The organism is Mycolicibacter minnesotensis (genome assembly GCF_010731755.1).
GTDB lineage: Bacteria > Actinomycetota > Actinomycetes > Mycobacteriales > Mycobacteriaceae > Mycobacterium > Mycobacterium minnesotense.
The window spans coordinates 3,492,664-3,516,023 of the sequence record NZ_AP022589.1; the positions used below are offsets into that span (position 1 = coordinate 3,492,664).

Annotated in this window: 25 protein-coding genes and 1 tRNA gene; 12 read left to right on the top strand and 14 right to left on the bottom strand. The window is 67.7% G+C overall.

The window, feature by feature from the left end:
- Positions 1–4: 4 nt before the first annotated feature.
- The 6 genes from kasB to aceE form a co-directional block, all read right to left on the bottom strand.
- The gene (gene kasB, locus G6N09_RS16120) at positions 5–1,273 is read right to left on the bottom strand and encodes a 3-oxoacyl-ACP synthase KasB (RefSeq protein ID WP_083022435.1); all 1,269 of its coding nucleotides are present in this window, start codon (positions 1,271–1,273) and stop codon (positions 5–7) included.
- Between the two features lie 35 nt (positions 1,274–1,308).
- Positions 1,309–2,562 carry a 3-oxoacyl-ACP synthase KasA gene (kasA, locus tag G6N09_RS16125; protein WP_083022436.1) on the bottom strand — a complete coding sequence of 418 codons (1,254 nt, stop codon included), beginning with the start codon at positions 2,560–2,562 and terminating at the stop codon, positions 1,309–1,311.
- Between the two features lie 2 nt (positions 2,563–2,564).
- Positions 2,565–2,864, bottom strand: a complete 300-nt coding sequence (gene acpM, locus G6N09_RS16130) for a meromycolate extension acyl carrier protein AcpM (protein ID WP_083022437.1) — start codon at positions 2,862–2,864, stop codon at positions 2,565–2,567.
- Positions 2,865–2,945: 81 nt separating this feature from the next.
- Positions 2,946–3,869, bottom strand: a complete 924-nt coding sequence (locus tag G6N09_RS16135) for an ACP S-malonyltransferase (RefSeq protein ID WP_083022438.1) — start codon at positions 3,867–3,869, stop codon at positions 2,946–2,948.
- 180 nt (positions 3,870–4,049) lie between these two features.
- Positions 4,050–5,369, bottom strand: a complete 1,320-nt coding sequence (locus G6N09_RS16140) for a PucR family transcriptional regulator (RefSeq protein ID WP_083022439.1) — start codon at positions 5,367–5,369, stop codon at positions 4,050–4,052.
- Between the two features lie 60 nt (positions 5,370–5,429).
- The gene (aceE, locus tag G6N09_RS16145; protein WP_083022440.1) at positions 5,430–8,219 is read right to left on the bottom strand and encodes a pyruvate dehydrogenase (acetyl-transferring), homodimeric type; all 2,790 of its coding nucleotides are present in this window, start codon (positions 8,217–8,219) and stop codon (positions 5,430–5,432) included.
- A gap of 194 nt (positions 8,220–8,413) precedes the next feature.
- Here aceE and G6N09_RS16150 point away from each other — a divergent pair, with 194 nt between their 5' ends.
- From G6N09_RS16150 to G6N09_RS16165, 4 genes are all read left to right on the top strand, one after another.
- Positions 8,414–9,001 carry an Rv2240c family protein gene (locus G6N09_RS16150; RefSeq protein WP_165756558.1) on the top strand — a complete coding sequence of 196 codons (588 nt, stop codon included), beginning with the start codon at positions 8,414–8,416 and terminating at the stop codon, positions 8,999–9,001.
- Between the two features lie 84 nt (positions 9,002–9,085).
- Positions 9,086–9,508, top strand: coding sequence for a DUF3052 domain-containing protein (locus tag G6N09_RS16155; protein WP_083022441.1), 423 nt, complete (start codon positions 9,086–9,088; stop codon positions 9,506–9,508).
- Entirely contained in the window at positions 9,508–9,969 is a 462-nt protein-coding gene (locus G6N09_RS16160) for a peroxiredoxin (RefSeq protein ID WP_083022442.1), read from the top strand. Before G6N09_RS16155 ends, G6N09_RS16160 begins: the two co-directional genes overlap by 1 nt.
- 112 nt (positions 9,970–10,081) lie before the next feature.
- A tRNA-Val gene (locus G6N09_RS16165) sits at positions 10,082–10,156 on the top strand.
- A gap of 9 nt (positions 10,157–10,165) precedes the next feature.
- On the opposite strand, the gene G6N09_RS16170 is transcribed toward G6N09_RS16165, so the two are convergent.
- Complete coding sequence (locus G6N09_RS16170) at positions 10,166–10,384, bottom strand: zinc transporter Slc39a7 (protein ID WP_083022443.1); 219 nt, start codon at positions 10,382–10,384, stop codon at positions 10,166–10,168.
- Positions 10,385–10,391: 7 nt separating this feature from the next.
- Positions 10,392–10,808, bottom strand: coding sequence for an ArsR/SmtB family transcription factor (locus tag G6N09_RS16175; RefSeq protein WP_083022444.1), 417 nt, complete (start codon positions 10,806–10,808; stop codon positions 10,392–10,394).
- 119 nt (positions 10,809–10,927) lie between these two features.
- Between G6N09_RS16175 and fadD8 the strand changes: the two genes are divergently transcribed.
- A complete protein-coding gene (gene fadD8 / locus G6N09_RS16180; protein WP_083022445.1) occupies positions 10,928–12,520 on the top strand; it encodes a fatty-acid--CoA ligase FadD8 in 1,593 nt (530 codons plus the stop codon).
- A gap of 2 nt (positions 12,521–12,522) precedes the next feature.
- On the opposite strand, the gene G6N09_RS16185 is transcribed toward fadD8, so the two are convergent.
- Genes G6N09_RS16185 through G6N09_RS16200 form a run of 4 tightly spaced genes read right to left on the bottom strand, consistent with a single transcriptional unit; the run spans position 12,523 to position 15,421 of the window.
- Entirely contained in the window at positions 12,523–13,386 is an 864-nt protein-coding gene (locus G6N09_RS16185; RefSeq protein ID WP_083022446.1) for an LLM class F420-dependent oxidoreductase, read from the bottom strand.
- A 31-nt stretch (positions 13,387–13,417) separates the two neighbouring features.
- Complete coding sequence (locus G6N09_RS16190) at positions 13,418–14,263, bottom strand: SURF1 family cytochrome oxidase biogenesis protein (RefSeq protein ID WP_179959846.1); 846 nt, start codon at positions 14,261–14,263, stop codon at positions 13,418–13,420.
- Complete coding sequence (locus G6N09_RS16195) at positions 14,263–14,757, bottom strand: low molecular weight protein-tyrosine-phosphatase (RefSeq protein ID WP_083022448.1); 495 nt, start codon at positions 14,755–14,757, stop codon at positions 14,263–14,265. The genes G6N09_RS16190 and G6N09_RS16195 overlap by 1 nt, the downstream gene beginning before the upstream one ends.
- On the bottom strand, positions 14,750–15,421 hold the full coding sequence (locus tag G6N09_RS16200; protein WP_234806865.1) for an HAD-IA family hydrolase: 672 nt from the start codon (positions 15,419–15,421) through the stop codon (positions 14,750–14,752). The genes G6N09_RS16195 and G6N09_RS16200 overlap by 8 nt, the downstream gene beginning before the upstream one ends.
- A 60-nt stretch (positions 15,422–15,481) precedes the next feature.
- Here G6N09_RS16200 and G6N09_RS16205 point away from each other — a divergent pair, with 60 nt between their 5' ends.
- The 3 genes from G6N09_RS16205 to G6N09_RS16215 are packed head-to-tail and all read left to right on the top strand — an operon-like array spanning position 15,482 to position 18,469.
- Entirely contained in the window at positions 15,482–16,615 is a 1,134-nt protein-coding gene (locus tag G6N09_RS16205; RefSeq protein ID WP_083022510.1) for a Nif3-like dinuclear metal center hexameric protein, read from the top strand.
- Entirely contained in the window at positions 16,612–17,346 is a 735-nt protein-coding gene (locus G6N09_RS16210; RefSeq protein ID WP_083022449.1) for a zinc ribbon domain-containing protein, read from the top strand. Before G6N09_RS16205 ends, G6N09_RS16210 begins: the two co-directional genes overlap by 4 nt.
- Positions 17,347–17,371: 25 nt before the next feature.
- A complete protein-coding gene (locus tag G6N09_RS16215; protein ID WP_083022450.1) occupies positions 17,372–18,469 on the top strand; it encodes a bifunctional RNase H/acid phosphatase in 1,098 nt (365 codons plus the stop codon).
- Positions 18,470–18,484: 15 nt separating this feature from the next.
- Here the strand turns inward: G6N09_RS16215 and G6N09_RS16220 are convergent, their stop codons facing one another.
- Complete coding sequence (locus tag G6N09_RS16220) at positions 18,485–19,060, bottom strand: type II toxin-antitoxin system RelB family anti-toxin (protein WP_083022451.1); 576 nt, start codon at positions 19,058–19,060, stop codon at positions 18,485–18,487.
- Positions 19,061–19,107: 47 nt separating this feature from the next.
- Between G6N09_RS16220 and G6N09_RS16225 the strand changes: the two genes are divergently transcribed.
- On the top strand, positions 19,108–20,073 hold the full coding sequence (locus G6N09_RS16225) for an NAD(P)/FAD-dependent oxidoreductase (protein ID WP_083022452.1): 966 nt from the start codon (positions 19,108–19,110) through the stop codon (positions 20,071–20,073).
- Entirely contained in the window at positions 20,070–20,723 is a 654-nt protein-coding gene (locus G6N09_RS16230) for an SAM-dependent methyltransferase (RefSeq protein WP_179959848.1), read from the top strand. The genes G6N09_RS16225 and G6N09_RS16230 overlap by 4 nt, the downstream gene beginning before the upstream one ends.
- Here G6N09_RS16230 and G6N09_RS16235 read toward each other — a convergent pair.
- On the bottom strand, positions 20,708–21,430 hold the full coding sequence (locus tag G6N09_RS16235) for a 2OG-Fe(II) oxygenase (protein WP_109558760.1): 723 nt from the start codon (positions 21,428–21,430) through the stop codon (positions 20,708–20,710). The genes G6N09_RS16230 and G6N09_RS16235 overlap by 16 nt on opposite strands.
- A gap of 360 nt (positions 21,431–21,790) precedes the next feature.
- Between G6N09_RS16235 and G6N09_RS16240 the strand changes: the two genes are divergently transcribed.
- Together G6N09_RS16240 and G6N09_RS16245 are read left to right on the top strand one after the other, a co-directional pair.
- Positions 21,791–22,555, top strand: coding sequence for an MlaE family ABC transporter permease (locus G6N09_RS16240; RefSeq protein ID WP_083022453.1), 765 nt, complete (start codon positions 21,791–21,793; stop codon positions 22,553–22,555).
- On the top strand, positions 22,552–23,355 hold the full coding sequence (locus G6N09_RS16245; protein WP_083022454.1) for an ABC transporter permease: 804 nt from the start codon (positions 22,552–22,554) through the stop codon (positions 23,353–23,355). Before G6N09_RS16240 ends, G6N09_RS16245 begins: the two co-directional genes overlap by 4 nt.
- Positions 23,356–23,360 lie beyond the last annotated feature (5 nt).

The following is a 23,360-nucleotide window of genomic DNA, read 5'->3' on the forward strand; positions in this document are numbered from 1 at the left end:
GCGTTCAGTGCCGACCGAAGACGAGGGCGACGTTGTGTCCGCCGAACCCGAATGAGTTGTTGATCGCGTACTCGTAGTTGCCCGGGCGTGGCTCGCCGGCCACCACATCCAGGTCGATCTCGGGGTCGAGATTCGCCAGGTTCCGGGTCGGCGGGATGAGCTGCTCGCGCAGCGCCATCACCGTCAGGATGGATTCGACCGCACCCACCGCGCCGACCGAGTGACCCAGCGCCGCTTTGGGCGCGTAAACGGCGGCGTTGCCGCCGTGCGGCCCCAAAGCCAGGTTGATGGCGTGGCCTTCGGCGACGTCACCCACCGAGGTTCCGGTGGCGTGGGCATTGACGTGGTCGATATCGCCAGGCGTCAGGCCGGCGATCTGGATCGCCCGGGTCATTGCCCGGCCCGCGCTCTGGCCGTCGGGGTCCGGCGCCACGATGTGGTAGCCGTCGGAGGTGATGGACGCACCCAGGATCCGGGCAAGAATGTTGGCCCCCCGCGCCTTCGCGTGCTCCTCGGTCTCGATCACCATCAGCGCACCGCCCTCACCGAACACGAACCCGCTACGGTCGCGGTCGAACGGGCGGCAGGCGCCCTCCGGGTCGTCGTTGTTGGTGGACAGCACGATGCGCATCTGGGCGAACCCGGCGATGGGCACCGCTTCGATCCGGGTCTCCACCCCACCGCAGATCGCGATGTCGGCCTCGCCGAGCACGATCTGCTGCCAGGCGTGGGCGATGGCTTCGGAGCCGGACGCACATGCCGAGATCGGGGTGATCACCCCGGCCCTGGCGTGGCGGTCCAGTCCGACGGCCGCAGCAGCACCGTTGGGCATGTACTTCTGCACGACCAACGGCGAGACCGCCTTGAGTCCACGGTCACGCATACCGTCGTAGGCCCAGACGAGCTCCTCACTGGAGCCCATTCCGGTACCGATCGACACCATCAGGCGTCGGGTATCGACTTCGGGTGAGCCGGCGTGCCCCCAGGCACGCCGGCTCAGCACCAAAGCCATCTTCTGGAGATAGGAAAGCCGACGCAGCTCGGTCCGGCTCAGCCCTTCGTCAAAACACTCCGGAGTCTCGACGAGGTGCCCGCCGATACGAACCGGCAGGTCATACTCCTCGACGAACGAGTCGGTGAGCGTGCGTATACCGCTCTGGCCGTCTAGCAGCTTCTTCCAGGTGTTCTCCCCGTCCGCGGCCAATGCCGTCGTCATGGCGTAGCCGGTGACGACGACGTTGGGGAGACCCTTTCCCGTTGCCAACGTTGACATGGCTGTTGCGAACTTCCCTCTCTCGAAATCCGGTGTCAGTACCGCCCAAAGGCGAGCGCGACGTTGTGCCCACCGAAGCCGAATGAATTGTTGATCGCGTACTTGTAGTCGCCGTAGCGGGGTTCGCCCGCGACGACGTCCAAGTCGATCTCGGGATCCGGCGTCTCGTAGTTCAGCGTGGGGGGGATGACCCCGTCACGCAGCGAGAGCACCGTCAACACCGACTCCAGCGCACCGACCGCCCCGATGGAGTGGCCCAGCGCCGACTTAGGCGCATACACCGCGGCGTGCTGGCAACCGGCTTCCCGGATCGCGTTCGCCTCGGCGGTGTCACCGATCGGAGTGGCCGTTCCGTGCGCGTTGATGTGGTCGACGTCCTTGGCGGACAGGCCCGCCAACTCCAGCGACCGGCTCATCGCACGGCCCGCCCGCTTGCCATCGGGTCCGGGAGCCACCATGTGGAAGGCGTCGGATGTGATACCCGCACCCATCAGCCGGGCCAGCGGCTTGGCGCCGCGTGCCTTGGCGTGCTCTTCGGTCTCGATGATCATCAGCGCGCCGGCCTCACCGAACACGAAGCCGTCCCGGTCCTTGTCGAACGGCCGCGACGCACCCTCGGGGTCGTCATTGCGAGTCGACATCGCGCGCATCATCGAGAACGTCGCGATCGGCAACGCCTCGATACCGCCCTCGACACCGCCGCACACCGCGAAGTCCGCGTCGCCCATGACGATCTGACGCCACGCGTGGGCGATCGCCTCCGAACCCGAGGAGCAGGCCGAGACCGGCGTGATGACCCCGGCGCGAGCGCCGAGCTGCAGGCCGACCACGGCGGCCGCACCGTTGGGCATGATCATCTGAACAGCCAGCGGCGACACCTTGCGGGGGCCGCCTTCGTTCATCAGGTCATAGGTCTCGACGATCTTCTCGCCGCCGCCGAGCCCGGTACCGACGACGACCGTAAACCGGTCGGGGTCGACCTCGGGCGATCCGGCGTTCTCCCACAACCGCCCGGCGAGCAGTTTGGCCATGCGCTGGACGTAGGACATCCGTCGCAGGTCCAGTCGGCCCATGTGGTCGTCGACCGGGTCCTTGAGGTGTCCGCCGATCTTGACCGGCAGATCCCACTTGGAGACGAAGTCGTCCTCCAGCACGTGGATGCCGCTTTCACCGGCGAGCAGGCCCTTCCACGTGCTCTCGATGTCGGCGCCAATTGAAGTGGTGGCCTCAACGGCGGTTACCACAACATTCGGGTAACCGCCGTTGGCCGTAGAAGGCTGCGAAGACACGATTAGCTCTCGGAACCGAACTTCTCGAGCAGCGCGGCGGCGGCCTCGGGGTTCTCGGCCTCGAGCTTCTGGATGTAGCCCACCACGTCACCGACGGTGCGCAGACCCGCGAGGTCTTCGTCGGGGATCTTCACGCCGTACTTGTCTTCGGTCTGAACGGCGATCTCCACCATCGACAGCGAGTCGATGTCCAGGTCGTCGACGAACGACTTCTCGAGGGTGACCTCGCTCGGCTCGATACCGGTCACCTCTTCGATGATCTCGGCGAGACCGGCGATGATTTGGTCCTGGCTGGCAGCCACTGTGTTTCCCTTCGGTTGGATCCGCACGGGGTGTGCGGCTTGATTACTGCTTATCTGGTTGTGCAGGTCTGGAAGCGGGCGTTAGAACTCGGGCAGCCCGTCCAGATCTGCGGGGGACTTGACGGCGTGCGTCGGGGTCCCCCGAAGTTCGCGCTTGGCGATACCGGCCAGGGTGCCGGCCGGTGGAAACTCCACGATCGCCGTGACCTCGCGGTCGCGCAATGTCTCGGTGCACAGATCCCAGCGCACCGGGCGGGTCAGCTGAGCGACCAGGTGCTCGAGCGCCTGTGCCGCTGACGTCACCGGCTGCCCGTCGCGGTTGGACAACAGGGTAGCGGTGGGCTCCGAAGTACTCACCTGACCGGCAGCGGCGGCGTACGCCTCCAGCGCCGGCGCCATGTACTGGGTGTGGAATGCCCCGGCGGTGGCCAGCTTGCGGACCCGGGCCTTGGCGGGCGGGTCTTCGGCGAGCTTGTCCAGCGCGGGCAGTGGCCCGGCCGCCACGATCTGCCCGACGGCGTTGCGGTTGGCCGGGGTGAGGTCGAGTTGTTCGAGGCGGGTCAGCACCTCGGCCTCGTCGCCGCCGAGCACTGCGGCCATGCCGGTGGGCTCAAGGGCGCAGGCCTTGGCCATCTCGCGGCCCCGGGTGGCGGCGAGCATCACCGCGTCGTCGGGGGAGATAACGCCGGCGATCGCGTAGGCGGCGATCTCACCGACAGAGTGGCCGGCGACGATCACGCCACTGCCGCTCACCGGGCCGTTGCGACGCTTGGTCAGCTCGGCGTAGGCCAACAGGGTGGCCGCCACCACCAGCGGCTGGGTGACCGCGGTGTCGGTGATCTCCTCGGCCGTCGCGGTGGTGCCCAGCGCGATGAGGTCGAGGCCGCTCACCGCCGACCAGGCGGTCAACTGCTCGCGCGCGGCATCGGCGCCGGGCGAGTCCAGCCACGGCGACAGCATGCCTGGGGTCTGCGATCCCTGTCCGGGAGCGAGCAACGCAATCACGTCTTTAAGAGAACATTGTGAAGAGCGATTTGCAGGATGTCCTAGATTATGAACATTGTCTTATGTTTTTGTGGAGACCCTACAAAGCTGCCGTTTCATGCGACGTGTTCGATACCGAACCGCGACAACTGTCCGCCGCAGCGGCCCGTCAGCAGGCGCGGCAACGCCCTGCTGGGCGGGTCATGTTTTCGGGCCGAGCTGCGGCTCGGCGGGTCCGGCGCCGGTCACCAGCGGTGTCGCGTAGGGCCGCTCGGTATTGCTGAAACTGGCCTGCTGCGCCTGATTGGCCAGGCGTCCGACCGTGGAGGCGACCCGCAGGACATAGGCGTCGCGCGGCACCGCCGGGTCCCGCCCGGTGAAATCAGCGATCCGCTTGAGCCGGTAACGGACGGTGTTTGGATGAACGAACAACTTGCGGGCGCAGGCCTCGATAGCGCCGCCGCAGTCCAAATAGGCGTCCAGCGTCTCGGTGAGCGTCGGCCCGGCCTCAGCCAGCGGGCGCATCACGTCGGTGTGCAAGGCCGCTATCGCCGAGGTATCCCCGATCAGTGCCCGCTCCGGTAGCAGCTCGCGGGCCAGTACGGGCCGCGGCGCCCCGGTCCATCCCACTACCGCGTTCATCCCTGAGATCGCCTCGCTGGCACTGTGATAGGCCGCCGTCAAGGTCGGCGCTGTCGGCCCGATCACCACCGGACCGTCGGAGAAGGCCCCGAGCAGGTCCGCGAAGAATTTCTGGGTAGGTGCCAGCGGTCCGGACACAATGGCCACCAGCCAGGTGCCGTGCACGTCGGTCAGCGCCGCACGGCCGTGGCGTTCGGCGACATCGCGGACGTCTTGGCTGGCCTTCTGGCCGGCGAGGGCGTCCGGGCCCGGCGGCGCGGTGCCCACCACCACCGTGGCCGGTGCCGTGGTGTCCCAGTTCAATGCGGCCGCGCGGCTCAACAACTCCGGACCGGTGTCGCCGCGGACCACCGCGTCCACCACGCTGGCCTCCATCCGGGAATCCCAGGTGCCGCGGGCCTCGGCGGCGTCGGCGTAGGCCGACGCGGCGGTGAAGGCCAGATCGCGGCTGTACTTGAGAATGCCGACCGTCAGCGCCGTCACCTGCTCCTCGGAGCGCGCCAACAGCGGCACCACCTCCTCGAAGAACTCCATGGTGACCCGCACCATGTCCACGGTGTGCCGCAGCGCGATGTGACGGGTCAGGTCCTGGGGAACCAGCTCGAAGGCCTGCGCGGTGTGACTGACATTGCCGTGCGGATCGTGCATCCACTCGGCGAAGTTGACCACGGCGGTCTGCACCACCAGCGCCACACTCGCGCGCTGAGAGGCTTCGAGTTCGGCGAAGAACGGCAGTCGGTCGCCCATCATCGACACCGCTTCGGTCGCCAGCCGGCCCGAATAATGCTTGAGCCGTCGCAGCAGGGTGTCTGGGACGGTGCTCAGCAGGTCCAGCGTGGAGCGCGGCAGGACCGGGCTCGCCGGGCTGTTGTCGACCATGCCTAAAAGCTACGCCCTTTTACTGGTGACAATCGACAACACACCCGTCCGGCTTTTAGGTCAGGCCACCCCGGGATCCGAGGTCTGCTCGGGAGCGGCCAGTACGTCGTCGATCTGGTAGCGGGTCGCCGCGGTGACTGCGACGGACGCGTCGATGGCCCCCTCGCGGGCCAGCGCGGCCAGCACGGCGACCACCACCGACTCGGCGTCGGTGTTGAAGTAGCGCCGCGCGGCCGGACGGGTGTCGGAGAATCCGAATCCGTCGGTGCCCAGGGTGACGTAGGTGCCGGGCACCCAGGGGCGGATCTGCTCGGGTACCGACCGCATCCAGTCCGACACCGCGATGACCGGACCGGTGGCGTCCGCCAGTGCCTGCGTCACGTAGGGAACCTGGGCCGGGACCTCGGGGTGACGCAGCCGCTCGCGTTCGATCGCCACACCGTCCCGATTCAGCTCACCCCAGCTGGTTACCGACCAGACGTCGGCGGCCACATCCCAGTCGGCGGCCAACATGTCGGCGGCTCGCAGCGCCTCGGGCACCGCCACACCCGAGGCCAGGATCTGCGCGGTGTTGCTGCGCGCCTCTCCGGCCTGGCGGAATCGGTAGATACCGCGCAGCAGGCCCTCGGGGTCAAAACCTTCGGGCTCGGCCGGCTGCACGTAGGGCTCGTTGTAGAGCGTGACGTAGAAGTACACGTTCTCCGGGTTCGGGCCGTACATCCGGGCCAGGCCGCTTTCGATGATGTGGGCGACCTCGTAGGCGAACGCGGGGTCGTAAGCCACCGCGGCGGGGTTGGTGCTGGCCAACAGCAGGGAATGGCCGTCGGCGTGTTGCAGGCCTTCACCGGTCAGCGTGGTGCGTCCCGCGGTGGCGCCCAGCACGAAGCCGCGGGCCATCTGGTCGGCCGCCGCCCACAGGCCGTCGCCGGTGCGCTGGAAGCCGAACATCGAATAGAAGATGTAGATGGGGACCATCGGTTCGTCGTGGGTGGCATATGACGTGCCCACGGCGGTGAACGAGGCCGTCGAGCCGGCTTCGTTGATGCCCTCATGAAGGATCTGGCCGATTTCACTTTCCTTGTAGGCCAGCATTAGGTCGGCATCCACGGAGGTGTAGAGCTGTCCGTTGCGGTTGTAGATCTTCAGCGACGGGAACCACGAGTCCATCCCGAACGTGCGGGCCTCGTCGGGAATGATCGGCACCAGGCGCGGACCTAACTGCTTGTCCCGCAACAACTCCTTGAACACGCGGACAGTCGCCATGGTGGTGGCGACTTCCTGGGTTCCCGAGCCCTTCTTGACCGCCGCATAGGGCGCGGAGCCGGGCAGCTGCAACGTTTTGGCCTGGGTGCGGCGTTGTGGCACGAAACCGCCCAGGGCGCGCCGCCGGTCCAGCAGGTAGCGGATCTCGGGTGCCTGCTCGCCCGGGTGGTAGTACGGCGGCAGATACGGGTTCTCTTCGAGTGCGGCATCCGCGATCGGAATCCGCATCTCGTCGCGGAAGTCCTTGAGGTCTTGCAGCCGGAACTTCTTCATCTGGTGGGTGGCGTTACGGCCGGCGAAGTAGCTGCCCAGGCTGTAGCCCTTAATGGTCTTGGCCAGGATCACCGTGGGCTGGCCCTTGTGCTCGACTGCGGCACGGTAGGCGGCGTGCACCTTGCGATAGTCGTGTCCGCCGCGCTTGAGGTGCCAGATGTCCTGGTCGGACAGATTCGCCACCAGCGCCTTGGTGCGCGGGTCGCGGCCGAAGAAGTGCTCCCGCACGTAGCCGCCGTCGTTGGCCTTGTAGGTCTGGTAATCGCCGTCGGGGGTGACGTTCATCAGGTTGACCAGGGCGCCGTCCCGGTCGGCGTGCAGCAGGGCATCCCACTCACGGCCCCACACCACCTTGATGACGTTCCAGCCCGCGCCGCGGAAGAACGATTCGAGCTCCTGAATGATCTTGCCATTGCCCCGCACCGGGCCATCCAGGCGCTGCAGGTTGCAGTTGACCACGAACGTCAGGTTGTCCAGGCCCTCGAGCGCGCCGACGTGCAGCAGCCCCCGACTCTCCGGCTCGTCCATCTCGCCGTCGCCCAAAAAGCACCAGACGTGCTGATCGGAGGTGTCCTTGATGCCCCGATCGTGCAGGTAGTGGTTGAACCGGGCCTGGTAGATGGCGTTCATCGGGCCCAGGCCCATGGACACCGTCGGGAACTCCCAGAAGTCGGGCATCAGTCGCGGGTGCGGGTAGGACGGCAGGCCACCGCCCGGGTGGCTGTGTTCCTGACGGAAGCCGTCGAGCTCGTGGGTGCTCAACCGGCCTTCCAGGAAGGCGCGCGCGTAAATGCCGGGGGAGGCGTGGCCCTGGATGAACACCTGATCGCCGCCGCCGGGGTGGTCCTTGCCGCGGAAGAAGTGATTGAAGCCGACCTCATACAGCGTCGACGACGACGCATAGGTCGAGATATGCCCACCGACGCCCACACCGGGCCGCTGCGCGCGGTGCACCATCACCGCGGCGTTCCAGCGGATCCAGCTGCGGTAGCGGCGCTCGGTCTCCTCGTCGCCGGGGAACCACGGTTCCAGCTCGGTCGGGATGGTGTTGACGTAGTCGGTGGAGGTGAGTGCTGGGATCGCGACGCGTTGCTCCCCGGCGCGTTCGAGCAGCCGCAGCATCAGGTAGCGGGCGCGGGCCGGACCGGAGCGGGCCAGCAATTCGTCGAAGGACTCCAGCCATTCGGTTGTCTCGTCGGAGTCGATGTCGGGCAGGTAGGACGCCACTCCCTCGCGGATCACCCGAACCCGGTCGGATTCTCCTGTGCTGCTGGGTCTTTTGGCCAGATCCTGGTTTACGGCCTCAGTGGTCAAAGCGTTGCTCCTTGGTTCGGAGGTCAAAAAGTGCCTCCCGGCTTGTGGCCAGGACGACACCGGACCGATCGATTCGTCGGTCTGGTCTTTTCTATCCTGCCCCACCGGGCACTCGACCGGCGGTGGGCGAGTGTCGGGTGGGGTGGGTGGGCTGATCTCGGCCTGACGGCGGGTACGCGGTAACGTTTGGCCTTGTGCTGACCCGATGGCGGACCGCCTCGCGCGCCCAGACGCGGCGACACGCCCGGGTCGGGGCGTCAGTAGCCGGTGGTGTGGCGGCGTTGGTCATGGGCGTCGTCGGCTGTACCAGCATCGTCGGGGGCACTCCCGAGGCGGACACCTCCGAAGCCCCGGCCTACCGCTCCTCGGTGTCGGCATCGGTGTCGGCGTCCGAGGCCACCTCGAGCATTCGTGAGACCCAGCGCCAGCAGTCGATGACCACCCAGGCGGTGCGCGGCGCGTGTGGCCGGTTCGCCTCCAGCAGCAGCGACGCCGTCGACGTGGTGAACAAGTACGTGGAGGCCTTCAACAACGGTGGGGACATCTCCGGAACCGCCGGGCCTGCGGTGGAGGCCCTCAACCACAGTGCCGACGAGGTCGTGGCGGCCATCAACGACAAGCTCTCGCCGGACCTGACCGACGCGTTCAACACCTATGCGCAGGCCGCGCGAGGTGTGGCGACCGCGATTTCCGCCAAGTCGCCGGTGTCGGTCTACAACGCCCGCAAGGATGAACTCAACAGGGCCCGGGACAAGGGAATGCAGCTGTGCAAAGCGTTCTGAGCCCGCTCACCCTGTCAAGCACAGCGAGCTGTGCAACGATGATTCACATCACACTCATCGCTCAAGATCGAAGGAGGTCGCACGTTGGTCGCGGCGGATAACGCCCCGAGCTTGGCCCGCAAACTGGGCATCGAGAGCAAACAGTTGGTCCAGGAGTTCGGCTGGGACGAGGACGTCGACGACGACATCCGTGTCGACGTCGAAGAAGCCGCCGGCAGCGAACTGCTCGACGAAGACACCGATGAGGTGGTGGACGTCGTGCTGCTGTGGTGGCGCGACGGCGATGGTGACCTGGTGGACACCCTCATGGACGCGATCACCGCGTTGGCCGACGACGGGGTGGTCTGGGTGTTGACACCCAAGACTGGCCGTAGCGGTCATGTGCAGCCCGCCGAGATCGCCGAAGCGGCGCCGACTGCCGGTCTGATGCCGACGTCTTCGGTCAACCTGGGGGACTGGAGCGCCAGCCGTCTGGTGCAGCCCAAGTCTCGCGCGGGGAAGCGTTGATGCTGGAAGTCGGCGCGCAGGCTCCTGACTTCACCCTCAAGGACCAGAACCAGCAGTCAGTGACGCTGAGCAGCTTTCAGGGCGACAAGAACGTTCTGATGGTGTTCTTCCCGCTGGCCTTCACCGGCATCTGCCAGGGTGAGCTGGATCAGTTGCGTGATCACCTGCCCAGCTACGTCAATGACGACAGTGTGGCGCTGGCGATCTCAGTCGGCCCACCGCCCACCCACAAGATCTGGGCGACCGAGAGCGGGTTCCTGTTTCCGGTGCTGTCGGATTTTTGGCCGCACGGCGCCGTCAGCGAGGCCTACGGGGTGTTCAACTCCGACACCGGCTTTCCCAACCGCGGCACGTTCGTCATCGATAAGTCCGGCATCATCCGGTTCGCCGAGATGAAGCAGCCCGGCGAGGCGCGCGATCAGCAGCTGTGGCTCGACGCGTTGGGCGCGCTCAAGGGCTAGTCTCGTTGCCCCGAGATTGTACTGACGCAGCGTTTTTCCGACTTGTGGCTGCGTCAGCGCAATCTCGCGGTTTTGGACGCCCGGCACCGGCCGGGTAACCTGCCCGAGGCAGGGGCGCGTAGCTCAGTGGTAGAGCTCTGGTTTTACACACCAGCGGTCGGCGGTTCGATACCGTCCGCGCCCACCAGTGTTGCGCTCAGTGCGAATGCGCGTGACCAGCATGCTCTAATCCCACCTGATGCACGTGCCGATGGCTGTGCACGGTCCCGTCCTCGTGGGTGTGCTCATGCTCGTGCTCGAGGTGGGCGTGCTCGTGAGCGTCGTGCACGTGGTTGTGCGTCAGCTCGCCATGGGTGTGCTCATGTACGTGCGGGGCATCGTGGGCGTGTTCTTGGTCGTGGACATGGTGCGACATGGGTGACTCACCTTCCTTGTTCGATGGCGCGCTGCCGCAATTCGGGCAGCGCCTCTCCGGCAGCGGCCGGGAGTTTCGGGGTGACACGGTGATGCGGCGGCACCCCCGGCCCGGCATGCTCGGCGTTGAAGACGGCGTCGGTGACCAACTGACAGACGTGCTCGTTCTCCATGCTGTAGAAGATCGTGGTGCCCTCACGGCGGGTGCGCACCAGGCGCGCCATCCGCAGTTTCGCCAGGTGCTGTGAGACCGACGGGGCCGGCTTGCCGACGTGCTCGGCGAGCTCGTTGACCGACATCTCCCGGCTGGTCAGCGCCCACAAGACCTGCACCCGGGTGGCGTCGGCCAGCATCCGGAAGACCTCGACGATCAGCCCCACCTGATCCTCCGGAAGCCGGTCCGCCGGGCCATTATCTGCATGCATACGCAAATAATAAGTCTTGGGGCTGTCGGGCTGTCAACCCTCGGCACCTCCCAGGGGAGGATGGGGCAGTCGGTAATGTCCAGCGGGCAAGCTTTCAGCGCTCTAGCGGAGGTAACTCGATGTCGACGCAGTCACTGCGCCAGCCCATTCACTCCGGGCATCTGACCGTGGGCGCACTCAAGCGCAACAAGAACAAGCCGGTGCTGTTCCTCGGTGACACCACCTTGACCGGTGGTCAGCTCGCCGAGCGCATCAGCCAGTACATCCAGGCCTTCGACGCACTCGGTGCCGACGCGACCGGCCTGTTGTCGCTGAATCGCCCCGAGGTGCTGATGATCATCGGTGCCGGGCAGATCCGGGGATATCGGCGCACCGCGCTGCATCCGCTGGGCTCGCTGGACGACCACGCCTACGTGCTGGCCGACGCCGAGGTAACCACGCTCATCATCGATCCCACACCGGCGTTCGTGCAGCGCGCCCTGGGGCTGCTGGAGAAGGTGCCCACCCTGCGGCAGGTGCTGACCATCGGCCCGGTGCCCGCCGAGCTCGAGGGCAAGGCGATCGACCTGGCGGCCGAAGCGGCCACCTACGAGCCGCAGCCGCTGGTGCCCGCCGACCTGCCCGCCGACCACATTGGCGGTCTGACCTACACCGGCGGCACCACCGGCAAGCCCAAGGGCGTCATGGGCACGGTGTCGTCCATCACCGCGATGACCACCACGCAGCTCGCCGAGTGGGAATGGCCCGAGCACCCCAAGTTCCTGATGTGCACCCCGCTCTCGCACGCCGGTGCAGCATTCTTCGTGCCGACGATCATCAAGGGCGGCGAGCTGGTGGTGCTCACCAAGTTCGACCCGGCCGAGGTATTGCGGGTGATCGAGGAGCAGAAGATCACCGCCACCATGCTGGTGCCGTCGATGATCTACGCCCTGATGGATCACCCGGACTCGCACACCCGCGACCTGTCGTCGCTGGAAACGGTGTACTACGGCGCCTCGGCCATGAACCCTGTCCGGCTCCAGGAGGCGATCGACCGGTTCGGCCCGATCTTCGCCCAGTACTACGGCCAGTCCGAGGCCCCCATGGTGATCACCTATCTGGCCAAGGGCGACCACGACCAGAAGCGCCTGACCTCCTGCGGACGCCCGACACTGTTCGCTCGGGTGGCGCTGTTGGGTGACGACGGCGAGCCCGTGCAACAGGGCGAGGTCGGCGAGATCTGCGTGTCCGGGCCGCTGCTGTCTGGCGGCTACTGGAAGCTTCCGGAGGCCACCGCCGACACCTTCAAGGACGGCTGGATGCACACCGGCGACCTGGCCCGTGAAGACGAAGACGGCTTCTACTTCATCGTCGACCGCACCAAGGACATGATCGTCACCGGCGGATTCAACGTGTTCCCCCGCGAGGTCGAGGACGTGATCGCCGAGCACCCGTCGGTGGCCCAGGTGTGCGTGATCGGCACCCCCGACGAGAAGTGGGGCGAGGCCGTGACCGCGGTGGTGGTGCTGCGTCCGGGCGCGGACAGCGACGCCGATGCCGTGGCCACCATGACCGCCGAGATTCAATCCGCGGTCAAGGAACGCAAGGGCTCGGTGCAATCGCCCAAGCAGGTCGTCGTCGTCGACTCAGTGCCGGTGACCGCACTGGGCAAGCCGGACAAGAAGGCGGTCCGGGCCCAGTTCTGGTCCGGCGAGGCACGTTCGGTCGGCTGAGGTCAGCGCAGCGCTGCGGCCAGCTGCCGCCACTGCTCCCGTGGAAACGCCCGCGGGTCGGTGTCGAGCAGCTGGACGCAGACGTGGTCGGCTCCGGCGGCCCGGTGCTCGCCAACCCGAGCGATCACGTCTTCCGGGGTTCCCCAGGCGATGATCGCGTCGAACAGCCGATCGCTGACCTCGGCGATGTCGTCTTCGGAGAATCCCGACCGCAGCAGGTTGTTGGCGTAGTTGGGCAGCCCCAGATAGGAGCGCAGCCACGGGACGCCGAGCTCGCGGGCCTCGTCGCGGCTGGAGCACAAGATCCCGGTCTGCTCGGGCGCCAGTAGCGGTCCTGAGCCGAGCTGCTCGCGGGCGAACCGGGTGTGGTCGACGGTGCTCAGGTAGGGGTGGGCCCCGCGGCTGCGGGTGGCGGCCACGTCCAGCATCTTCGGGCCGAGCGCGGCCAGCACCCGGGAATCGACCGGCACCGGGGTCTCGGCGGCGTCGAGCCCGTCGAGAAACTCGGTCATGGCCCGTAGCGGGCGGCGGTACCGTCCGGGGTCGCCGGCGTCGATCAGCGGGGCGTGGCTGACGCCGATACCCAGCAGGAACCGGTCACCGTGCGCCGCGGTGAGCGACGCGTGCGACGCCGCGACGTCGGCCGGTGTGTGCATCCACAGGTTCAAGATGCCGGTCGCGATCACCGTGCGCCGGGTGGCCGCCAGCAGGTTGGCCACCGAGTCGAGCACCGGGCCGCCGACGTCGGGGATCCACAGCGCACCGAAACCCAGTTCCTCCAGTTCCGCAGCCGCGTCGGCGGCCTCGCCCTGGTCGCCGTAGCGCAGCGGAGCACTCCAGATACCGACACCCTCGATGTTGACCATCAGCCCAGAATGGCACAGCGGTTCTGCTGGCTTATCTGCGGCGGCCGTATCTGTCGGCGAGCTTCTGCTCGACAGTTTTGGGCGGTGCAGGTTCACCCGAGCCGTCCTCGCCGGCATGGTCCTGCGCTTCAGCGCGCTCCGCGCGGCGAGCGCGCAGCTCGGAAAAAGCGAAGTACCCCAAACCTATTGGCGCCAAAATCCCGAAAGCGATCCACTGGATCCCGTAGGACAGAAAGGGGCCGTTGTCGCGGCGCGGCAGGGCGATCACACCGAGGCCGCCGGGCTGGTCGTCCACCAGCTGCAGGTAGGGCCCGGTCAGTGGCACGCCGGTGACCTGGGCGACCTGTTCGGTACTGATCGAGTACACCTGCCGAAAACCGTTCTCGGTGAACGGATTCTTGCCCGCAACGGTGCCCTGCGAGTCACGCAGGCGCGCGGTGATCGTCACTTGCGCGTCCGGCGGTGGCGGGATCTCCGGCAGCCGCGCGCCACCATCGTCGGTGCGCACATACCCACGATTCACCAGCACCGTCGGGCCGTCGTCGACCGCGAACGGGGTGAGAACCTCCACGGCCGGAACGCCGTCGATCACCCGCAGCCGCACCAGCACCTGCGCCGTGGCCAGGTAGTGCCCGGTGGCCGTCACCGGCCGCCACTGGTCGTCGGGAGCCGACGAATCCTGATGCGGCAGCAGCGTCGTCACCGGCACCGGCTCGGCGGTCAGCGCATGCTCGAGTTGGCTGTTCGCCCGCGAGGTCGTGGTGTTCTTGCCCAGTTGCCACGGCGCCAGCACGGTAAAGCACAGATAGGCGAAGCCCAGCACCACCGCCGCCAGAGCCAGCCAGCTCGGGCGTAGCAGGAAGGCCAGGCGTCGCATCAGCCGTTCTCGCCCGGCGTCAGCTGTCCGTCGACCCAGGCGTGCAGGCCCGGCAGCGCGGCCTCGATAACGGTGAACGCCCGCACGAAGTCGTCATGGTCGCCGTAGTAGGGATCGTCGACGTCGGGCACGGCGGCGCCCGAGCGCGGATCGAAGGACCGCAGCATCCGGATCCGCTCGGCCGGAATGCCCAGCCCCTGCAGGAGTCCGACGTGATTGCGCCCCAGAGCTATCACCAGGTCGGCCGCCTCGTGGTCGGGGCCGACCTGGGCGGCGCAGTGTTCCACCGGGTAGCCGTTGTCGCGCAGCACCCGGTTGGTGCGTTCGTCGGCGCCCTTGCCGACATGCCAGCCGGCGGTGCCGGCGCTGGTCACCCGCACGGTCTCGCCGAGTCCGCGTTGCGCGAGCTGGTGGGCGAACATTTTCTCGGCCATCGGCGAGCGGCAGATGTTGCCGGTGCAGACGAACGTGACATGCAGTGCCGCCTCAGACACCGAGCACCTCCCGGAGTTCGGGGACGGTCTGCACCCGGGCGACAGGACCGTCGGATTCATTGACCTCGTCGCTGTAGTCGGCCCGGCCGTAGCCCCATCCGACCAGCACGGTGTCGATGCCGTGGGCGGCCGCACCGTCCACATCGTGGCGCCGGTCGCCCACCATCAACACCCGCTCCGGCAACGGCGCCAGTTGCCCCAGGGCATGGGCCACCACGTCGGATTTCTCGGCTCGGGTGCCGTCGACGCTGGCCCCGGCGACCACCTCGAAATATCCGTCGAGCCCGAAGTGCGCGAGGATCTTGCGTGCCGTCGGCTCGACCTTGGAAGTGGCCACGGCCAACCGGACCCCGGCGGCGCGCAGGTCGGCCAATAGTGCGGCGACACCGTCGAACGGCGTGTTCATCTGCCACCCGCGGCTGGTGTAGTCGGCGCGGTAGGCGGCGACGGCCGCCGCGGTCTGCTCACCGAGGCCCATCGCTGCCAGCGTGTGATGCATCGGCGGGCCGACGAGTTGCGCGGCCAGATCACCCTCGGGAATCGGCGCGCCGATGTGCTCCAGCGCGTGCCGGAAGCTGGCGACAATCCCGTCCGCGGAGTCGGTCAAGGTGCCGTCCAGGTCGAAGATCACCAATTCGGCGGCGGCGGTGTTCGTACGCGTCACGTTTCTATTGTCCCCGATGTGCGCGGAGTGCTCGCCGGGTGGCGCACTACTGTTGCACGCGTGACTGCCCGGCTTGCTGACGTCATCGACGTACTGGATGCGGCCTACCCGCCCGGGCTGGCTCATTCCTGGGATTCGGTGGGGCTGGTCTGCGGCGATCCCGACGACGTGGTGAGCTCGGTGACCATCGCGGTCGACGCGACGGCCGACGTGGTCGACGAGGTTCCCGAAGGTGGCCTGTTGCTGGCCCACCATCCGCTGTTGCTGCGCGGTGTGGACACCGTGGCGGCCAGCACCCCCAAGGGCTCGCTGATACACCGCCTGATCCGCACCGGCCGTGCCTTATTCACCGCGCACACCAATGCCGATGCGGCCTCGCCGGGAGTCTCCGACGCGCTCGCGGCAGCGGTGGGGCTGACCGTGGAGTCGGTGCTGGAGCCCGCCGGTCCGCGCGTCGACACCGACAAGTGGGTGATCTACACCCCGCCCGAGCACGCCGAGGCGGTGCGCGCCGCGGTGTTCGCCGCCGGGGCCGGACACATCGGCGACTACACGCAGTGCAGCTGGAGCGTCGGTGGGATCGGCCAGTTCCTGCCGGGCGACGGTGCGACGCCGGCTATCGGGCAGCTGGGCGCGGTCGAGCATGTCGCCGAAGATCGCGTCGAAGTGGTGGCACCGGCGCGTGCACGCGCGGCCGTGCACGCCGCGCTGCTGGCCGCCCATCCCTACGAGGAGCCGGCGTTCGACATCGTCGCGTTGCAGCCGTTGCCTGCGGGGGTGGGGATCGGACGCGTGGGCAGTCTGGCCGTCCCCGAGCCTTTGAGCGCGTTCGTCGCCCGCGTCGCCGCCGGGCTGCCGGCCACCTCCTGGGGGGTACGGGCCTCCGGTGACCCCGATCTGGAGGTCTCGCGAGTGGCGGTGTGCGGCGGCGCCGGCGACTCCCTGCTGGATGCGGCGGCCGCCGCCGACGCCCAGGTCTACGTCACCGCGGACCTGCGCCACCACCCCGCCGACGAACATTCTCGCCGGTCTACGGTGGCGCTGGTCGATGTGGCGCACTGGGCCAGTGAATACCCTTGGTGCGCCCAAGCAGCCGAGGTACTGCGCTCGCACTTCGGTGCGACGCTGCCGGTGGCTGTCAGCACGCGACGCACCGACCCCTGGAATCTCGCGCTCGAAGGAGACCGGTCATGAAGGCTAAAGAAGCACAGCAACGTTCACTGCTGGAACTGTCGGAACTCGACGCCGAACTGGCCCGGATGGCGCACCGCGTCGGGCATCTGCCCGAGCAGCAGGAGCGCGAGCGGATCCAGGCCGAACACACCGCCGCCGCAGACCGGTTGGCCGCGCTGGAGCTGGCCCTGGAGGACTTGGACGCTCAAGCCGGGCGCTTGGAATCGGAGATCGACGCCGTGCGCCAGCGGGAGGACCGAGACCGCGCGTTGCTGGATTCCGGTCAGGTCAATTCCAAGCAGGTGACCGATCTGCAGCACGAGGTGGAGACCCTGCAGAAGAGGCAATCGAGTCTGGAGGACTCACTGCTGGAGCTGATGGAGCAGCGTGAGCAATTGCAGACCCAGGCTAGCGCCGAAGCGAACGTGCTGGAGGGCCTGGCTGCCGACCTCGCCCGGGTGCAGGAGTCGATCGATACCGCATTAGAGGAGATCGAGACCACCCGCGGACAGCGTTCGGGCAGCCGTGAACGACTGGCCGCCGAGATCGACGCCGAGCTGTTGGCGCTCTATGAGCGGCAGCGTGCCTCGGCGGGAGTAGGCGCCGGGCTGTTGCGGGGCGGTCAATGTGGGGCCTGCCGCATCGAGATCGACCGCGGCCAGCTGGCGAAGATCTCGGCGGCCGAGCCCGAAGAGGTCCTGCGGTGCCCGGAATGCAACACGATCCTGCTGCGGGTCAAGAACTTCGGTTAGTGGGCCGGCCGGTGAGGGTAGTGGGATGAAGGTCGTAGTCGAAGCTGACGGCGGCTCGCGGGGGAACCCCGGCCCCGCCGGCTACGGGGCGGTGGTGTGGTCGGCCGATCGAACCTCATTGCTGGGCGAGGTGAACGAGGCAATCGGAATTGCCACCAACAACGTTGCCGAATACCGCGGCCTGATAGCGGGATTGACCGAGGCGGGGCGCTTGGGTGCTGCCGAGGTCGGGGTCTTCATGGATTCCAAACTGGTGGTCGAACAGGTGGCGGGCCGCTGGAAGGTCAAGCACCCGGACCTGATTCCGCTGCACCGCCAGGCCCGGGAGCTGGCCGCGCAGTTCGACCACGTGCGCTACACCTGGATCCCGCGGGAGAAGAACTCCCACGCGGACCGGCTGGCCAACCAGGCGATGGACGCTGCCGCCGGCATCGAGAAGCCCGCGCAGGACCGGGATGAGAAAGCTTCGGTATCTGCGGCCCCCGCCGCTCCCGGATGGACCGGTGCGACCGGCACGGCTACCCAGCTGCTGCTGCTGAGGCACGGGCAGACCGAACTGTCGGTGAATCGGCGCTACTCCGGACGCGGCAATCCGCCGCTGACCGACACCGGCCGCCAGCAGGCCGATGCGGCGGCGCGCTACTTGGCCCAGCGTGGCGGTATCTCGGCGGTCATCAGTTCGCCGCTGCAGCGCTGCCGCGACACCGCCGGGGCGGCGGCCAGGCTGCTGGGCTTGGACGTCACCGTCGATGAGGATCTGACCGAGACCGACTTCGGCGCCTGGGAGGGCCTGACTTTCACCGAGGCGGCCGAGCGTGACCCCGAACTGCACCGTCGCTGGCTGAAGGACACCGCAATTCAGCCCCCGGACGGGGAGAGCTTCGATGCCGTGCAGCAGCGGGTGCGCCGCGCCCGCGATCGGATCGTCGCCGACCACAGCGGCAGCACGGTGCTGGTGGTGTCGCACGTGACGCCGATCAAGACCTTGCTGCGGCTGGCGTTGGATGCCGGTCCGACCATCCTGTACCGGTTGCACCTGGACCTGGCGTCGCTCAGCATCGCCGAGTTTTACGGCGACGGTCCGGCAGCGGTGCGCCTGGTGAACCAGACGGCATACCTGTAGGCGTTCGTTCGCGCGTCAGTCGTGCAGGTGCACCCGTTCACCGTGGGCGCCGAAGATCGTGATCGCCTCGACGGGACCGTCCAGGGCGCCGAACCAATGCGGGGTCCAGGTGGAGAACTCGACGGCCTCACCCGGTTCGATCACGAAATCGTCCTCGCCCAAAACCAATTGGAGCCGTCCGGACAACACATACAGCCACTCGTGGCCTTCGTGGACCGGTAACTCGGCCGGACGGCGGCGGCGCATGCTGACCCGGATCTTGAAGGCATGTAGGCCCCCGGCCGGCCCGTTGCGGGTCAGCGGCCAGAAGGTGATGCCGTTGTGGCTGTGCGAGGTACCGCGGACCCGGGGGTCGACATGCTGCGGAGCGCGCAGCAACTCGTCGGTGCTGACCGACAACGCCTCGGCCAGCCGGGGGAGATGATCCAGCGCCAGGCGGCGTTTGCCCGATTCCAGCCGGCTCAACGTCGAGACGTCGATGCGGGCGCGGGTGGCCACATCCTCCAACGTCAGCCCCTGCTGGGTGCGCAGTTCTCGGAGGCGACGCCGCACCCGCAGATCTACGCCGCCGTCGTCTGGGTTTGCCTGCATGGCAAATAAGCTTGCCAGTATCTGGCACCGCTCGGCAAGCTCGGTGCATGAGCGAAATCTGGGACTGCATCGTGGTGGGCGGCGGCGCCGCCGGACTCAGCGCCGGCTTGGTCTTGGGCCGGGCCCGCCGCAGAACACTGCTGATCGACGCGGCGCAACAGAGCAATCGCAGCGCGCACGGCATCGGCGGGCTACTGGGCCACGACGGCCGCCCACCTGCCGAGCTGTACGCCCTGGGCCGTGACGAACTGGCCTCCTATGGGGTGCAGATCCGGACCGGCGAGGTGACAGACATCCAGGGCACAGAAGGCGATTTCGTCGTGCGGGGTGACGGCGGGGCCACCGAGCGGACCCGGCGGGTGCTGTTGGCCACCGGGATGACCTACCTGCCTCCGGAGCTTCCTGGCCTGGCCGAACTATGGGGCCGTTCGGTGTTCCACTGCCCGTTCTGCCACGGCTGGGAAGTGCGGGACCTGCCGCTGGCGGTGCTGGCCGACGGCGAGCGAGCAGTGCACCTGGCACTGTTGTTGCGCTGTTGGAGTGACGACATCGTGGTTCTCACCGGCGGTGCGGCCGACCTCGGCGCAGACGATCGCCGCCGACTGTCCAGTGCCGGCGTCCGGGTAGACGAGCGGCCGGTGGTGGCGCTGGACGCACATGAGGGCGAGCTGTCGGCAGTGGTCTTCGCCGACGGGCAGCGGTTGCCGCGGCGCGGACTTCTGGTGGCCACAGCACTGCGGCAACGCGATCGGCTGGCCGAAAGGCTGGGCGTGGGGGTCGCGCCCCCCGGACCGGTGGCGCTGGACCCCGTCGGCGTCGATCCTTTGTGCCGCACTTCGATTCCCGGGGTGTTTGCCGCCGGGGACCTGACCGGGGAGATGCCGCAGGTGGCTGCCGCCATCGCGGCGGGCTCGCGTGCCGCAGCGGCGGTGGTACAGAGCTTGGCAGCAGACGACTACGGATTGGTGATGCCGCCCGGCGTCGCGATGACCGAAAGGAAAGCAGACCAATGACGGACGCACTGCGCGACGCGCGCGAATTCTGGGACGAGTTCTACAGCGGCGACCACTCGGTGTGGAGTGGGCGTGCCAATGCGCACCTGGCCGAGATCACCGGCGGCCTGTCCCCGGGCCGGGCGCTCGATCTGGGCTGCGGTGAGGGCGGCGACGCCCTCTGGCTGGCCGAAAACGGCTGGCAGGTGGTGGCGGTCGACATCTCGAACAACGCACTGGCGCGGGCGGCTACCGCCGCTCAGCAGGCAGGCGTGACCGCGCAGATTCGCTTCGAGCGTCATGATCTGTCCACCAGCTTCCCTGCCGGACGCTTCGACCTGGTGTCGGCGCAGTTCCTGCACTCACCGGTGCAACTGGACCGCGAACCGTTGCTGCGCCGTGCCGCCGAGGCCGTGGCGGCCGATGGCCGACTGCTGATCGTGGACCACGGTGCCGCGCCGCCCTGGGCCGGCGAACACGCACGCGAGCACCACTTCGCCACCGCCGACGAGGTTCTGGCAGTGCTGAGTATCGACGAGGCGGAATGGGAGCTGGTGCGCATCGAGGCGGTGCAGCGCGCTGCCACCGGACCCGACGGGCAACCGGGCACCCTGCTCGACAACATCATCCTGCTGCACCGCAGGGCACAGAGCCCTCACGCGGCGTTGTGAAAGATCAGACCCAGTGTGTAGCGCTGCCCGGAGCGGATCGGCGAGACCCCATGGCGCACCGGCGCCGTCGACCAGCCCCGAGCAGAACGGATCGGCCGATCTCGGGTGGTGAAGACATACCCGTGGCCCTGCGGCAACTGCACGGCGGTGCCTCGTGACTGGGCCCGCGGGCGCTGCTCGACGAGCAGGAACTCACCCCCGGTGTAGTCGGTGGCCGGGTCGCTCAGATTGATCACCACCTGTAGGGGAAACACCAACTCGCCGTAGAGGTCCCGGTGCAAAGCATTCCAGTCGCCGGGGCCGTAACGCAGCATCAGCGCGGTCGGCTTGTGCTGGCCGGCCCGGTGGCAGTGGCCCAGCCATTCCTCGAAGTCGTCCGGCCACGGCGCTTCCCGGCCAAGCCTGTCAGCCCATTCCCGGGCGATCGGCAGCAAGCGCGGATACAGCGCCCGCTTGAGTGCATCGACCGGATCGGGCGCCGGCGCCGTGAAGTACCGGTATTGCCCGGAACCGTAGCGGTGACGCTGCATGTCGACGGTGGCGCGGAAACGTTCGTCGTCGCCGTAGCAGCGGCGCAGCCGCGCGGCCTCGGTGTCCGTCAGAAGCCGGGGTAGCAGCGCCCCACCGTATTCGTCGAGATCGGCTGCGATGGTTCCCCAGTCGCCGGCATCCACCCGTCGTTGCCAGCGCGTCACCGTGGTCGCCATCACCGGGTTTCCTTCCGATCGGGTCTCGTCGAGTGTGCGCCACCGGGCGCAGACCCGGGGGAGTACTCGGGATCGGCGCCGTCGTTGCGGTCGGCTCGATTAAATCGCCGTGCGCCAAATCGCCTGTGCTTGGCAACCAGCATCTTCCGTGAACAGCGCGGTAGTAGGCCTTTTGGGCGCGTTGACAGCTAACTCGTGCACTCCTACTGTTCGGCCAACTGATGGAGGGGACGACGAATGCGCGGGAGATCGGCACGGACATGCGTACCGGGCGGGGAAGTGGCGGGGCCGTCCTCGGCGGGACGGCTCGTACGTGCACGAACGGGGTGAGACGTTGGCGCACATCGTAGGCAGGCAGCGATGAGCGCGCCCTCCTGGTCCAAGCCTGCCGTCGCGGTCGGCGACTTCGTCGTGCTCGCCGGCGAGACCTTCGCGGCAATGGTGCGACCGCCGTGGGCCTGGCGCGAGCTGATCGACCAGATCTGGTTCGTCGCGCGGGTGTCGATAGTCCCGACGATCATGCTGTCGATTCCCTACACCGTGCTCATCGTCTTCACGCTCAACATCGTGCTGTTGGAGATCGGCGCCGCCGACCTGTCCGGTGCCGGCGCCGCCTTGGCCGCGGTCACCCAGGTGGGGCCTGTGGTGACCGCCATCGTGGTGTCGGGGGCGGGTGCCACCGCAATGTGCGCCGACCTGGGAGCGCGCACGATCCGCGAGGAGATCGATGCCATGAAGGTGATCGGGGTCAATCCGATCCGAGCCCTCGTGGTTCCGCGCGTGATCGCGGCGACCTTCGTCGCGGTGATGCTCTACTCCGTGGTCGCGGTCGTGGGGCTGACCGGAAGCTACGCGTTCGTGGTGTTCGTGCAGCATGTGACGCCCGGTGCCTTCGTCTCCGGGATGACGCTGCTGACCGGGCTGCCGCAGGTGGTGGTCTCGCTGATCAAGGCGCTGCTGTTCGGGCTGTCAGCCGGACTGATCGCCTGCTACAAAGGCCTGTCGGTGGGCGGCGGCCCGACCGCGGTGGGCAACGCGGTCAACGAGACCGTCGTATTCGCCTTCATGGCACTGTTTCTGATCAACATCCTGGCCACCGCCTTCGGTGTGAAGGTGGCACCGTGACGGCCGCAGACACCGCCCGGCGGCTCGGCGAACAGACCGCCTTCTACGGCAACGCGCTGATCGCCGTCGGGGACGCGATCCGGCGTTACCCCGGTGAGGTCCTGCGCCTGATCGCGGTCATGGGCATGGGAGCCGGGGCGTTGGCCGTCATCGGTGGAACGGTGGTGATCGTCGGCTTCCTCACCCTGTCCACGGGAGCACTGATCGCGGTCCAGGGCTACAACACCTTGTCCAACGTCGGAATCGAGGCACTGACCGGCTTCCTGGGCGCGTTCCTCAACGTCCGATTCATCGCCCCCGCCACCGCCGGGGTGGCGTTGGCCGCAACCATCGGCGCCGGTGCGACCGCCCAGATCGGCTCGATGCGGATCAACGAAGAGATCGACGCGCTGGAGGCCATGGGGATCAGGCCGATCACCTACCTGGCCGCCACCCGGATCGTCGCCGGAGTGTTAGTGGTGATCCCGCTCTACACCGTCGCCGTGCTGATGGCGTTCCTGGCGACTCGCTTCGGCACCACGGTGATCTACGGTCAGTCGCGCGGCGTCTACGACCACTACTTCTCCACATTCTTGGAACCCACCGATCTGCTGTGGTCGTTTCTGGCCGCGCTGTCGATGGCCACCGCGGTGATGGTGGTGCACACCTACTACGGATTCACCGCGACCGGTGGTCCCGCCGGTGTCGGCGAGGCCGTGGGCCGCGCCGTGCGCACCTCGGTCACCGCGACGGTGTTCGTGTTGTTGACCATCACACTGTCGGTGTACGGACAGTCCGGCAACTTTCATCTGTCGGGGTGATGTCA